The sequence below is a fragment of the Citrobacter sp. wls708 genome, assembly GCF_005281255.1.
Classification (GTDB): Bacteria; Pseudomonadota; Gammaproteobacteria; order Enterobacterales; family Enterobacteriaceae; genus Citrobacter; species Citrobacter werkmanii.
Map to the genome: position 1 here is coordinate 52,398 of NZ_SZXE01000039.1, position 12,937 is coordinate 65,334.

Consider the following 12,937-nt stretch of genomic DNA (forward strand, 5'->3'; position numbering starts at 1 on the left):
TTTTCCGCACGAACCACCAAACGACAGTTTAATCCTCGTTAATACTGATAAGACCAATGCAAGTGGGCAATGTCGAAACATAACCTAATCAATTCTTAATGTAAGGAGCAGGTAATGGTAACGGTACGCCGCGAGAATGATTCAATGGGCGCAATTGATGTTCCTGCCGATAAGCTTTGGGGGGCGCAAACCCAACGTTCGCTGGAGCATTTTCGTATCTCTACGGAGAAAATGCCGGTCTTGCTGATCCATGCGCTGGCGCTGACGAAACGGGCGGCTGCCAAGGTTAATTTAGATCTCGGGCTGCTGGCGGAAGATAAAGCCACCGCGATTATGCAGGCCGCAGATGAAGTATTGGCGGACAAACATCGGGATGAGTTTCCGTTGGCCATTTGGCAGACGGGGTCCGGCACGCAAAGCAATATGAATATGAATGAGGTGCTGGCAAACCGTGCCAGCGAATTGCTGGGCGGCGTGCGGGGAATGGAGCGAAAAGTTCACCCCAACGATGATGTTAATAAAAGCCAAAGCTCGAATGATGTCTTTCCGACAGCGATGCATGTTGCCGCGCTGCTGGCGCTGCGCAAATCACTGATCCCGCAATTAACGGTGTTGACCAAAACGCTCAGTGATAAATCCCACGCGTTTGCCGATATCGTCAAAATTGGCCGGACGCATCTGCAAGATGCTACCCCGCTTACGCTTGGGCAGGAAATTTCCGGCTGGGTGGCGATGCTCGAACATAACCTCAGACACATTGAAAACAGTTTACCCCATGTGGCGGAACTGGCGTTGGGGGGAACGGCGGTGGGAACCGGACTGAACACCCATCCTGAATATGCGCGTCGGGTCGCGGATGAGTTGAAGGTCATTACCTGCGCGCCGTTTGTTACTGCACCGAATAAATTTGAAGCACTGGCGACCTGCGATGCGTTGGTTCACGCCCACGGAGCGCTCAAGGGGCTGGCGGTATCACTGATGAAAATCGCCAACGATGTGCGTTGGCTGGCATCCGGTCCGCGCTGTGGTATTGGTGAAATTTCAATTCCTGAAAACGAACCGGGTAGCTCCATTATGCCGGGTAAGGTCAATCCGACTCAGTGTGAGGCGCTGACCATGCTTTGTTGCCAGGTGATGGGCAATGATGTTGCCATTAATATGGGCGGGGCGTCAGGTAACTTTGAGCTTAACGTTTATCGACCGATGGTCATCCACAACTTTCTGCAATCAGTGCGTTTGCTGGCGGACGGGATGGAAAGCTTTAACGAGCACTGCGCGACGGGTATTGAACCCAATCGTGAGCGAATCGACCAGTTACTCAACGAGTCGCTGATGCTGGTTACCGCACTCAATACCCATATCGGTTACGACAAAGCCGCTGAGATAGCCAAAAAAGCGCACAAGGAAGGGCTGACGTTAAAAGCATCTGCCCTGGCGCTGGGATATTTAACCGAAGCGGAGTTCGACAGTTGGGTACGACCGGAACTGATGGTTGGCAGCATGCGACCGGGCAGTTAATCAGCAACGTACAGGTGCAGTCGGGGAATAATCAATCTCAACGGCTGCGCCTGAGGTTTAAAACGATGCTGAACGTTGTCGGCATCGTAATTCAGTAACTCGCCGATATCGGGTACGGTCATACCGTTGTTGTTGTTGATTAGCGCAATCAGCGGCGTTGGGCAGGCGTATTGCACCTGTTTTTGCTCTCCTTTGTACCAGACGCGGGCGATGGGCTGCACTTTCACCGGTCTTTTAATCTTCAGTTTTGCCTGCTGTGGCAGGGCTGCGATGTCCTGATATTCCCGCTCCAGCTTCGCCTGCCACTCTTCACGCGTCCATGGGTGTACGCTGCGCGGCGACGTCAGACTCTTTTCCAGTTGCTGCAGGACTTCATCGCGCTTCAGGTTTTTAATGATGTGTTTGTTAGCCCAGCCAAAGCGCAGGGTGGCGGGTTCTTTCACCAGCGTGAGGGTACGATAGGCATTCAACGTAATCAGTCCTGGCAGGTGGCGATGCACCCATTCGAAACGTGCCGCCGGCGCCAGTCCCGATTCCACAGTGACAATGCGCTCAAACGTCGTTTTCAACTGGTTAATACGCTGAATTTGTTCTTCCAGAGCGCGCTGCGCCGCGTTATCCACCTGATAGCACAACACGCCAGGAAGACGGACGGCCGCTTTGCTGCTGCGGTTCTCGGATTGCTGCTGAATAAACAGATGGCGATAGTGACGCAGTGCCAGCGATTCAGCCTCTTTGCCTAAATGTTGTTTTACATCGATGCTCTGCAAAGGGGCATGTTCTGCCTCCTTGACGACTTCTGGTAACGAGAACACGCGCGCAATCAGCAGCGTCTGCTGCAACAAATTTTCGCTCAGCAGCGCCAGCTCCTGTTCCATCTGGCGGAAGGTGCTGTTCAGACGGTCAACGAGATCGTAACGGGCCATGTGTTTTACCCTTTTAGTTACAACATACTTTTTTATAGCACAACATTTGCCGCCTGACCACCGAGCGGCATGGGTCAGGCAGTGGGAAATTCAGGAATGTTATGCCAGACAGGCCAACTGAAAGAAAAACGAGCCCCGCCCAGTTCACTTTCATCGCAGACGACCGTACCGCCCATAGCCAATGCGATCGAATGGACGATGGCTAACCCAAGTCCGCAACCACCGGTCGCCCGGTCACGACTGGGATCGAGGCGTACAAATGGCTCAAAAACTTGTTCACGCGCCGCAGGTGCGATACCCGGACCGTCGTCTTCCACGATCAGTGTCGCCTGGTTGCCGTCCAGCTGCAGACTGGCTTGTACCGTCGACTGGCAATAGCGCAGGGCGTTATTCAGCAGATTATCCAGCACACGCTCCATCAGGCGCATATCCAATGCACCGTAGTCGCCACTCTGAAGATGGCGTAGCCGCACCTCATGGTCAGGATTGACGCTTTGCACATCCTCAAGATGGGTTGTCAGCCAAAGGGGCAGGTCGGGTACGCTGAGCTTCAATTCATTTTGTGGGCGATCCAACCGGGCGTAGGTCAGTAACTCTTCGATCAACGCTTCCAACTGGCCGATATCACGATTCAGTGCCTGAGATTCTTGCTCGGTGAGGTTCTCACTCATCTCCAGTCGGTAACGTAAGCGTACCAGTGGAGTCCGAAGCTCATGGGCAATACCATCAATAAGCTGTTTTTTACTGGCGATCAGCGCATTGATATTATCCGCCATCTGGTTAAACGCCACACCAAGACGCTCAAAACTGGAACCGTTATCAAAATGGAGGCGTTCGCCCAGATGCCCCTCACCAAAACGTTGTGCTGCGGCTTCCAGTCGGAGCATTTCCTGCCAGTGGGGGCGCATCCAGATAAACACCGGGAAGGCCAGCGAAATGGCAATGAACGCCATCAGCGCGATGTCCAGCAAGCGCATTTGATGCAGAAAATAGAGATAGGGTACCGGGCCGACGGCCAGCACGTAATGGCTGCGCGGGATTCGTTGAATAAAAGTGTACTGATCGTCAAGCGCGACAATATCGCCTTCGCGCAGGCGCTGCATGGTTGGGGCATCCAGCGTGTATTTATTCAGCGGTTCAACGCGCAGATCAAAAGAGAGGTTCAAATCCATCTCCTTTAGCGTCTTACCCCAGTCACGTGGTGGGATCTCGCGCAGTTCACTGCGCATCAGGTACAACGAGCTTTTCATTAAATCGTCGAGCGACTGTCTGCCCGCGCGTTCTGCGGTGAATTTGTATACCAGGCCGACCAGCAGGGTCATCACCAGAAAGCAGACAAACAGCAGGAGATAAAACTGTACAAACAGCTTCTTCATATAAAATCACCGAATACGCAATATAATGCGTACTGATACTCTCAAAATTGTTGTGATATAAAAATATGAATTTCAATCGTTGTTGTTATTTGCTACTCATTTTCGCAGCAATAGGCTGTATTTTCACCGCACAACCTGTGGTTATGTGGCTAATAGTTGCCAATATACTGACGATGGCGCTATATGGCCTCGACAAAATGGCCGCTCGTAAGGCCTGGCGCAGGGTGCCTGAGTCTACTTTGCTGATGTTTGGTGTTGTTGGCGGGTGGGGGGGCGCGATAGCGGGTCAACAAATTTTCCGCCATAAAACACAAAAGCAGCCATTCAAAACCTATTTTGTTATTAGCGTGATAGTCAGTCTCTCGCTGATGGGGGCGGTTTATCAGTTCTATCCATTTTCATCTTCCTGAGTGAGGGAGAGAGTAAACGGCCCGATTATCTAAGGCAGGAGATATACTTTTCGCCTGAACGGCGTACGATTTCATCGGCATTGTCCTTAATATCTTTTCCCTCAAATGCGCCGTAGAGTTGTTTAAATTTTACCGTACTCAGGCGGTGAGTGATGTCGCTGACCGTTGCGGCTGGCAGCGGCAGCATATTGGGGTAACTCCACATAAAGGAGACGGCATGCGTCCCTGGTGTGACCTGAACGATGTCGCCGGAAAGCACCAGGCCTTCATTTCGTGCCCAGTGCAAAACACAGCCGCCGGAAAAGTGTCCCCCCAGTCGTATCACACTGACGTCCTGGGCGAGTTCAAGGGTGTCGCCTTGCCAAAATCTAATCCACGGGCTGTTGCGCATCACCCACTCGCTATCACTGGCATGGAGGTAAATCGGGGCGTTAAATTCTGCAGCCCAGTCCTGCATCGTTGTGTAGTAGTGAGGGTGTGATATCGCAATAGCCTTAAGCCCGCCCAGAGACGCTATTAGCATTTTCGTGGCATCATCGAGCGTAGCAATACAGTCCCACAGAATATTGCCCTCGGGAGTACGTAGAATAAATGCCCGCTGATTAATCGCAAAATCAGGAACGGTGCGGATGCTGAGAAGATCGCCGTTGTGTTGTTGCCACTTATTTGTATGTGAAGCACAAAGGGCGGAAAAATCGATCCATTTCTGCCCTGTCGCGGGGACATACTGGCGTTCATCATTACAGATAGCGCAATGTTGTGGATGAGAATCCGTTTTCTCATAGGATGTCCCGCAGGCTTTGCATAAAACAATCATCGCGTTTCCTCATTTAACAACCACAATCAGCATGGCACACGGAGACATAAGAATGTGCCCATTAGTGCTCTGGCCCATAATCTTCTGCGGAATGCTTCAATACCTGATTCTTGATTTCGGAGTTAAAGCCGGTTTTTGTAAGAGGGGGACAACGCGACTATCTACCCCTGTGCGTAGCGGAGTGAGCGATGGCGGAACTCGCATCAGTGGTAATCAACTTTGATCTATGACACTGGGTTGGTAATTCTTAAGAGTTATCATTAGCCTGGTAAACGTTTTATTAATCAATCAGTGAACGGCGGTGTAGTGTGTTGTTTAGCGCAAATTTGACAGGCTGGAAACAATGAACGCATTGTTTTCAATATTAAAAAAACGCCCAAACATTATTTCGTTGATGGTTTTACTCATCGGGGCAAACATTGTTGCGTGGCTGTGGGCTTTCACCGCGTTTAGCAACAACACGTCGTTACTGGCGCTGAGTCTAATCGCGTGGTGCTATGGTTTGCGCCATGCCGTGGATGCCGACCATATTGCTGCTATAGATAGCGCGACGCGCAAACTGATGCAGCAGAAAAAACGCGCCCTGACGACGGGAGCCTGGTTTTCCCTTGGTCACTCCACCATTGTTGTGCTGGCAAGCATTGGCATTGCGCTGACCACCAGCGTTTTTAAGCAGCATATGACCTGGTTTCAGAATGTCGGCGGTCTTATCGGTACCGCGGTCTCTGCCGCATTTCTGCTGATTCTGGCCACTATCAATCTCATTATCTTCTGCCATGTCTGGAAGGCTTTTCGCCATCTTAAACGCACCGGTACTTACGCTGGTAACACGGAAAATATTACGGTTTCAGGTCCTTTGAACTGGATTTTTCGCTCAGCTTTCCGCCTGGTAGGTAAAGACTGGCATATGTATTTTGTCGGTTTTCTGTTTGGTCTGGGTTTTGATACCGCCACTGAAATTTCTCTGCTGGGTATTTCCGCTTCAAGCGCGTCCAGTGGCATGTCGGTCTGGTCAATATTAGTTTTCCCGGCGCTGTTTACCTGCGGGATGGCGCTGATTGATTGCCTTGACAGCATCCTGATGGTTGAGGCCTATGGATGGGCGTTTAATAAGCCGCAGCGCAAGCTTTATTACAATATGACCATCACCGGAACCTCGGTGATTGTTGCGCTATTTATCGGTGGACTGGAGGCGTTGGGACTTCTCTCTGACGCATTTTCACTCCAGGGAGGATTATGGGATACCGTCAGCAATTTGAGTGAGCATATGGGCAATGTCGGCTTTGTGATTATTGGCGTTTTTATCTGCTGCTGGATTATTTCTGCCGTGAATTACCGTTGGAAAAAATACGACGGACTGACATTCAGTTGACACAAAAGAAAGCCTTCCGTTTACAGGAAGGCTTAGTTCTTACTGGAAGGCTGATTAATTCGCGTTCACGCGTTGCGGTTCTTCTGCTCTTTTTTTCAGGAGCCTGTTAGCCAGTACGCCTGACATCATCGAACCATTCACGTTGAGTGCCGTTCTGGCCATATCAACGACAGGCTCGATAGCAATGAAAATCCCCACCAGCGCGACAGGGAAGTTCAGCGTTGAAAGGACGATCAGCGCAGCAAATGTTCCGCCGCCACCAACGCCCGCCACTCCGATGGAACCCAGCGCAATCGCAGGTAGCATGGCGAGCAAAAAATGCACCGATAGCGGATCAATGCCAATAGTTGGCGCAATCATCGCCACCATAATAGCCGGATAGATCCCGGCGCAGCCGTTTTGACCCATGCTGGAGCCGAATGAGGCCGCAATATTGGCAATGGTGTTTTGCACGCCAAACTTTTCCTGCGCGGTAATAGCCAGTGGAATAGATGCCGCACTGCTGCGTGACACAAAGGCAAAGGTTAATACTGGCCAGACGGTTTTAAAATAGTGAACCGGATTATTGCCACTCAGCACCAGTATTAGCGCGTGGACGATAAACATCATCAGAATGGCAAGGTAACAGGCTGCAATAAAGCCTAACAGACTGGCAAATTGTTCAAGTCGATACGCGGAAAATACGCCTGCCATTAATGCCATCACGCCATAAGGGGTGAGGGCAATAACGATACGTACCATCTTCATCACCCAAATCTGGATGGCGTTAATGCCGGCACTTAATTTTTCACCTTCTTGCGGGGCGTCTTGTTTGACCTTTAATAATGCCACGCCGGCAAGTAGCGTGAAGATAACAATGCCTATGACGGAAACACTTCTGGCCCCGGTTAGATCGAGGAAAATGTTCGTGGGGATCAGGGAGGTCATCAGTTTTGGTAGTGAAATGGCGGCAGTTTTACTCACATCATCCGCCGTCAGCGTGGACTGCATATGAACAAATGCGCTGGCGTCCAGACCTAATACATGCGCAGTCAGTAGCCCAATAAACCCGGCAATCATTACCAGGCAGAGCATGCATCCGACGATGGTTAACGACATTTTCCCAATGCCTGCACTATTTTCGAGCTTATTAATGGCTGAGAGAATAGAGATGAAAATCAGCGGAACCGCAACCAGCTTTAGTAAATTCACATAGCCATTGCCGATAACGTTATACCAACCGATCACTGTTTTACTGTCGTCGGCAGCAATGAGATGCAGGGATAAGCCGATAACGGCACCAAGAAAAATAGCGATGAAGACACTTTTTGAAAGAGAGTGACTTTTTTGGTTGATTCTGAAAATTGCCCATGAACAAACCAAAAAGAACGCGATATACGCGAGCGTAACGAACATATTGTAGCCTCTTGCCTCATTCAGCACCTGAAATGCCGGAAAGAGTTTTGTTATTGCGAAATAAACCTGAACCATAAGGTTCAGGACCGCAACGGATTATAGAGAGGGGGGAAGTCAGCAGCCACACAAAAAATGTGGAAACCAGCCGGATGGCGGTTGTATGCCTGTTCTGTAAACAATTTTTCGTGACGGTGTAACGTATTGTGATAAATCCAGCCGATCTGCGAGACCGGCCTGATGGCACTATTTCTGTGGCTCGTCGTCCCAGGCGTGCGGTGCAAACAGGTAACCTTTGTTGCGTACCGTTTTGATTCGATAGGGCTCAGTGGCGTTATCAAGCAGTTTTTTACGTAATCGGGAAATCGCCACATCAACGCTGCGATCCATACCGTCATAGCTTACACCGCGCAGGTTCTTCAGCAGCGCATCGCGGTCCATAATCTGCCCGGCATGAGTCGCCAGCTCCCACAATAATTCAAAATCGGCGGTGGAAAGAGAGACTTGCTCGCCGCCGAGTAACACGGAGCGGTTGGTTGGGTCGATAGCGAGTGTACCAAAGCGTAGCGTTGTGTGCGGCGTGATGGTCGCTGCCTGAATACCTTTAGACTGGGCTGAATGTTCGCTCTGACGCAAATGCAGGCGTAGTCGCGCAAGCAGTACGGCCGGAGGGGTTGTTTTAAGGATGTAGTCGCAGGCCCCCATTTCCAGCGCCAGGATATGGTTCATGTCGCTGTCCAGAGAGGTCAGCAGAACAATCGGACCCTGCCAGCGTCCACGTAAATCGCGGCAGATTGTCATCCCGTCTTTGCCCGGCAGCATGATATCTAACAACACCAGATCGGGTTGAACTTGCAGGATTCTCTCCTCGGCCAAATCACCACGAGGTTCAAGAATAACCTCAATGTCATGCCGGGCCAGATAGGCGGCAATCAGCGAGCCAACTTCAGGATCATCTTCAACAAATACAATGGTGTTCATATCATTCATTTTGAATATAAAACGCCAACATACACCGCCCTCGTTTTTCCTTCCATTAATCTTTTCTAAACAAGATTGCTTCCGTTATGCTAGGGACTGATGTTATTGATGTGTTAAGGCAGGGTAATGGGACTCGTTATCAAAGCGGCGCTGGGTGCGCTGGTGGTGGTGTTGATTGGTTTGCTCGCTAAAACAAAGAATTACTATATTGCTGGATTAATCCCGCTGTTCCCGACATTCGCGTTGATTGCCCATTATATCGTGGCCAGTGAGCGTGGAATCGAGGCGTTGCGTACCACCATTGTATTCAGCATGTGGTCGATTATTCCCTATTTTGTCTACCTCGTTTCGCTGTGGTATTTCACCGGCTTTATGCGCTTACCCGTCGCGCTCGGCGGGTCAGTGGTGTGCTGGAGCCTGAGCGCGTGGTTGCTGATTTTTTGTTGGATTAAACTGCATTAACGCAGATGACGCCCGCCATCAAGGGCAAAACTACGTCCTGTGACAAAGCAACTGGTCAATAGATAGTCAATTAAATCAATGACTTCTTTTTCACCGGGCGCCGTTTTCATCAGTGATTTATTCAGAGCCTGCTGGCGATATTCAGCATCGTCACTCTCGTTGAACAGGATCAGCGAGGGGGCAATCGCATTCACTTTGACTTCCGGCGCCAGTTTGCGGGCGAACGAGCGAGTCATATTGTCCAGCGCCGCTTTACTGGCAGCATAAGCGATGTGCTTGTCGCTGCCACGCTCCACAACATAATCCGTAAAATGGATAATATCGCTGGCCGCATGTCCATGACCGCGTAACAACTCTTCCAGGGCGTGGTTGAGTAAGTAGGGCGTATTGACATGAATCTGCATCATGGCCGACAGCACTTCGGTTAGCGGCGTGCCCGGCTTTTCTGCAACCCAGGCACTGGCATTATGCACAATGGCGCGCAAACCGGTCGTCTGCCTTTTAACCTCATCGGCAAAGGCTAACACGCCTTTATCGGTAGAAAAGTCAGCCTGGATACACAACGCGCCAGCTTCGCATAAGCCATCAATGGCCGGGTAATGTGTCCGATAGCTGACAATAACTGGCTGTCTTTGATTGAGAAAATGCCATGCGACGGCGAGGCCGATGCGACGACCTCCTCCAGTGATAAGTATCGGCAAAGGGGGCTTTTTACCCATCGTAATCTCCAGGTTTCGCGAACGATGGGGATAGCGTTACCCCACCAACATCCAGGTCGCCGGAACTGCTGCAATAAGCAGCAGGCCGATCAGCGCCATCTCCTGACGTTTTAATACATTTTCATGCGCGTGTGTTTTACGGGCATAAAGGAAAACCAGTAGTCCCGGCGCATATAGCACCACAGACAGCAGCAGGTGCATCGGACCTGACGCATACAATAACCATATGCCATAAATGCTCGCACCGACACCGACGGCTTTATGCAACGGACGGGTAGCGATTTTCAGCAAAAATGCACCGACCAGCAAATAGGGCACCAGAATCATCTCTGAGGCAATAGTCAGTAGCGTATTGTAGTCGGAACCTGTGAGCCAGATCAGCACCAGACAGATTTGGACGCAGATGTTGGTCAGCCACAGCGACGCGGATGGCGCACCCTGCGCATTCTGACGCGCGAAAATCCGTGGAAACGCTTTGTGGGTAGCGGCGAGGAATGGCACTTCCGCCGCCATAATCGTCCAGCTTAAATAGGCACCGCAAACGGAGACAATCAGACCCGCGGCAATAATAATTTCGCCCCATGGCCCCATCATTTTTACCATCAGACCGGCCATTGATGGGTTGCGGATTTCTGCCAGTTCTGGACGCGCGACAACACCCAGCGACAGCAGGGTGACCAACAGATAAACGCCCAGCGCGGCAAGCACCGCCAGCAGCGTGGCGCGTCCGACATCGCGTTTGTTTCGTGCGCGGGCGGAAACCACCACTGCGCCTTCCACACCGATGAATACCCAAAGGGTAATGAGCATAGTGTTTTTGACCTGCTCCCAGACGGGGACGCCCAACGCGACGCCGGTAAAATCCAGACTGAAGGTATCGAGCTTAAACAGCATGAACGCCAACACGATAAACAGGCCAAGCGGCAGCAATTTGGCCAGGGTCGCGACCAGGTTTATGCTGGCTGCGGTTTGCACCCCACGCAGTATCAGAAAATGGACGATCCACAGCAGCATTGATGCGCCAACAATAGCCTGCCAGGTATTACCATCGCCAAAAAGGCGTAATTCCGGCGTATCGGTAAAGAAGCTGAGCGCAGAGAAGACGATAACCAGATACGAAACGTTAGCGATAACGGCGCATAGCCAGTATCCCCATGCAGAGCAGAAGCCAATCAGTTCCCCGAAACCTTCGCGCGCGTAGGTAAAAATGCCACCGTCCAGTTCAGGTCGGATACGCGTCAGGATCAGCATGGCAAAGGCGAGTAGCAAAATACCCGCACCGGTAATCGCCCAACCAATCAGTAATGCAGCCGGGCTGGCAACCGCCGCCATATTTTGTGGCAGGCTGAAAACACCAGCGCCGAGCATTGAGCTTAGAACCAGCGCGGTCAGTGCGCTCAGACCCAATTTCTTTTCCATTTGTATCCAGTTACTAAAACGAGAGTGAGAGAATAATTATTTTGGCAAACCGCATAAAAATGGTGAAAGCCACTAAGGCGCGGGATTTTACGGAGAGAAGAGAACGCATGCAATGGGGATAGAGAGATTTGTGACTAATAGTGTGAAAAGTTGTCTTAATATTCGTGTTTTTTGTTCGGGCTGAGGGCTTAACAAGGGAAAATTATCAGGCCTACAAGCGCTGCAGGCCTGATAAAGCATAGGATATTACTTATACAGATCAGCGCTGATGGTCATGTTGTTACCACGTTCTGACCACTGGCGAGTAATGTGATAATACTTCGCGCCTTTCTTCGCTGCGCGCTTGGCAACCTGATAAGAGACTTCGGTCATATTGCCGTAGTTACCGGTGAACTTGATGCTGTCGAACGGAACCATCATGGCAGCAGTCGCTTTGTTCAGCTCTTCAACTTTCGTGCCATCCGGCAGCGTGACGGTGTAACGTCCACCTTTGGTGGATTGCGTTTCGAAGAAGCGGCCAACTTCAGCACTCGGAGATGCGGTAGTCGCAACGCCCGGGATCTCAACTTTCTTCGCGGCTTCACCACCTGCAGCTAATGCGGCGCGACCGGCATCAGAATCAGCCGGGATTGCATCAGGGCTTTGTACTACGCGTTTTTTCGCATCCGCTTTATAGATGAATGCGGTAATACGCTGGTTACCACCCTGGTTGGCATCGACCTGGCGAACGATATAGAAGGAGTAAGCCCCTTTTTCTTTCGCCGCTTTGGTGATGGCATCATTCACTTCAGGCTGGCTGCGGTAGAAGCCCTGTACCGTAACGGTATCGTAAGGTTCTATCAGAACGGCCTGATCTTTAGGTAACTCCATCACACCGTTAATAATACGGTTTTTGGATGCTTCCGCTTTTTCAGCGTCGGCTTTATAGATGTCGGCTACAACGCGCCAGTTACCGCCACTGCCAAAATCTGAGGTATCAACAACATAAAAAGAGGCTGCACCGTCTTTATCTGCACGACGTGATACGGCATCCACCGCGTCACCGATCGCATTAAAACGACCGGTAACCACAATGCGGTCATAGGGTTTCAGGGCAGCAGCTTGCTCCGGCGTCAATTCTGTCGCTGCATTTACAGAAAAAGCAGTCGCAGAAATAAGTGCGGACGCCAGGAGAGTGTTCTTAAGCTTCATAAAAATAATCCTTCGCCTTGCGCAAACCAGGTACTGGTATTGTTATTGACTAGAAACGTCGCTGATTATTGCATTTAAATTGTGTCAGTGTCTGCGTCATTTTTCACTCATCGTGCCACAGGGTGTAACAGTGTCGATAACATTTTGTGATATGTCCAAAAATTCGGCGTTTGGAGGCTAAAACTGATAAAACAGTTGAATTTCATAAGTTAATTTAATGTTAATCAATTGTTCTCTGGTGGCGCTTAATCATGTTTTGCCGCTTCGCTTGAGCGAATTATCAGCCATTGCGGGCTATTTAAAGGGCATTATCCCTGTCTGCTGGCGAATTCATCCCTGTTTTGCGAATTTCAT

12 protein-coding genes are annotated in these 12,937 nt (G+C 50.6%); 4 read left to right on the forward strand and 8 right to left on the reverse strand.

The window, feature by feature from the left end:
• The first annotated feature begins 114 nt into the window (after positions 1 to 114).
• Positions 115 to 1,518: a class II fumarate hydratase gene (gene fumC, locus FDW97_RS20885; protein ID WP_085049350.1), complete on the forward strand. Its 1,404-nt coding sequence runs from the start codon at positions 115 to 117 to the stop codon at positions 1,516 to 1,518.
• Here fumC and tus read toward each other — a convergent pair.
• A complete protein-coding gene (gene tus / locus FDW97_RS20890; protein ID WP_038640452.1) occupies positions 1,515 to 2,444 on the reverse strand; it encodes a DNA replication terminus site-binding protein in 930 nt (309 codons plus the stop codon). The genes fumC and tus overlap by 4 nt on opposite strands.
• A gap of 74 nt (positions 2,445 to 2,518) precedes the next feature.
• Positions 2,519 to 3,820, reverse strand: a complete 1,302-nt coding sequence (gene rstB / locus FDW97_RS20895) for a two-component system sensor histidine kinase RstB (protein ID WP_137347245.1) — start codon at positions 3,818 to 3,820, stop codon at positions 2,519 to 2,521.
• A gap of 65 nt (positions 3,821 to 3,885) precedes the next feature.
• On the opposite strand from rstB, the gene FDW97_RS20900 reads away from it, so the two are divergent.
• Positions 3,886 to 4,230 (forward strand): DUF1294 domain-containing protein, encoded by a 345-nt coding sequence (locus tag FDW97_RS20900; RefSeq protein WP_085049349.1) that lies wholly within the window; start codon positions 3,886 to 3,888, stop codon positions 4,228 to 4,230.
• 25 nt (positions 4,231 to 4,255) lie between these two features.
• Here FDW97_RS20900 and FDW97_RS20905 read toward each other — a convergent pair whose 3' ends face one another.
• Positions 4,256 to 5,047 carry an MBL fold metallo-hydrolase gene (locus tag FDW97_RS20905; RefSeq protein WP_121529024.1) on the reverse strand — a complete coding sequence of 264 codons (792 nt, stop codon included), beginning with the start codon at positions 5,045 to 5,047 and terminating at the stop codon, positions 4,256 to 4,258.
• Between the two features lie 343 nt (positions 5,048 to 5,390).
• Between FDW97_RS20905 and FDW97_RS20910 the strand changes: the two genes are divergently transcribed.
• On the forward strand, positions 5,391 to 6,419 hold the full coding sequence (locus FDW97_RS20910) for a HoxN/HupN/NixA family nickel/cobalt transporter (RefSeq protein WP_137351567.1): 1,029 nt from the start codon (positions 5,391 to 5,393) through the stop codon (positions 6,417 to 6,419).
• 54 nt (positions 6,420 to 6,473) lie between these two features.
• Here the strand turns inward: FDW97_RS20910 and FDW97_RS20915 are convergent, their stop codons facing one another.
• Both FDW97_RS20915 and rstA read right to left on the reverse strand, forming a co-directional pair.
• A complete protein-coding gene (locus FDW97_RS20915) occupies positions 6,474 to 7,814 on the reverse strand; it encodes an L-cystine transporter (protein WP_069324184.1) in 1,341 nt (446 codons plus the stop codon).
• Positions 7,815 to 8,057: 243 nt separating this feature from the next.
• The gene (rstA, locus tag FDW97_RS20920; RefSeq protein ID WP_170973237.1) at positions 8,058 to 8,792 is read right to left on the reverse strand and encodes a two-component system response regulator RstA; all 735 of its coding nucleotides are present in this window, start codon (positions 8,790 to 8,792) and stop codon (positions 8,058 to 8,060) included.
• Between the two features lie 126 nt (positions 8,793 to 8,918).
• On the opposite strand from rstA, the gene FDW97_RS20925 reads away from it, so the two are divergent.
• On the forward strand, positions 8,919 to 9,254 hold the full coding sequence (locus FDW97_RS20925) for a GlpM family protein (protein ID WP_032939759.1): 336 nt from the start codon (positions 8,919 to 8,921) through the stop codon (positions 9,252 to 9,254).
• Here FDW97_RS20925 and folM read toward each other — a convergent pair.
• The 3 genes from folM to ydgH form a co-directional block, all read right to left on the reverse strand.
• Entirely contained in the window at positions 9,251 to 9,973 is a 723-nt protein-coding gene (gene folM / locus FDW97_RS20930; protein ID WP_069324181.1) for a dihydromonapterin reductase, read from the reverse strand. The two genes, FDW97_RS20925 and folM, sit on opposite strands and share 4 nt — an antisense overlap.
• A gap of 36 nt (positions 9,974 to 10,009) precedes the next feature.
• Positions 10,010 to 11,392, reverse strand: a complete 1,383-nt coding sequence (locus FDW97_RS20935) for an amino acid permease (protein WP_069324180.1) — start codon at positions 11,390 to 11,392, stop codon at positions 10,010 to 10,012.
• A 246-nt stretch (positions 11,393 to 11,638) separates the two neighbouring features.
• A complete protein-coding gene (gene ydgH / locus FDW97_RS20940) occupies positions 11,639 to 12,583 on the reverse strand; it encodes a DUF1471 family protein YdgH (protein WP_069324179.1) in 945 nt (314 codons plus the stop codon).
• Between the last annotated feature and the right edge of the window lie 354 nt (positions 12,584 to 12,937).

Coding starts and splice junctions, on each gene's coding strand:
- FDW97_RS20915 (WP_069324184.1), bottom strand. CDS start 7,814: ATGTTCGTTACGCTCGCGTATATCGCGTTCTTTTTGGTTTGTTCATGG.
- fumC (WP_085049350.1), top strand. CDS start 115: ATGGTAACGGTACGCCGCGAGAATGATTCAATGGGCGCAATTGATGTT.
- tus (WP_038640452.1), bottom strand. CDS start 2,444: ATGGCCCGTTACGATCTCGTTGACCGTCTGAACAGCACCTTCCGCCAG.
- folM (WP_069324181.1), bottom strand. CDS start 9,973: ATGGGTAAAAAGCCCCCTTTGCCGATACTTATCACTGGAGGAGGTCGT.
- FDW97_RS20905 (WP_121529024.1), bottom strand. CDS start 5,047: ATGATTGTTTTATGCAAAGCCTGCGGGACATCCTATGAGAAAACGGAT.
- rstB (WP_137347245.1), bottom strand. CDS start 3,820: ATGAAGAAGCTGTTTGTACAGTTTTATCTCCTGCTGTTTGTCTGCTTT.
- ydgH (WP_069324179.1), bottom strand. CDS start 12,583: ATGAAGCTTAAGAACACTCTCCTGGCGTCCGCACTTATTTCTGCGACT.
- FDW97_RS20910 (WP_137351567.1), top strand. CDS start 5,391: ATGAACGCATTGTTTTCAATATTAAAAAAACGCCCAAACATTATTTCG.
- FDW97_RS20925 (WP_032939759.1), top strand. CDS start 8,919: ATGGGACTCGTTATCAAAGCGGCGCTGGGTGCGCTGGTGGTGGTGTTG.
- FDW97_RS20900 (WP_085049349.1), top strand. CDS start 3,886: ATGAATTTCAATCGTTGTTGTTATTTGCTACTCATTTTCGCAGCAATA.
- FDW97_RS20935 (WP_069324180.1), bottom strand. CDS start 11,392: ATGGAAAAGAAATTGGGTCTGAGCGCACTGACCGCGCTGGTTCTAAGC.
- rstA (WP_170973237.1), bottom strand. CDS start 8,792: ATGAACACCATTGTATTTGTTGAAGATGATCCTGAAGTTGGCTCGCTG.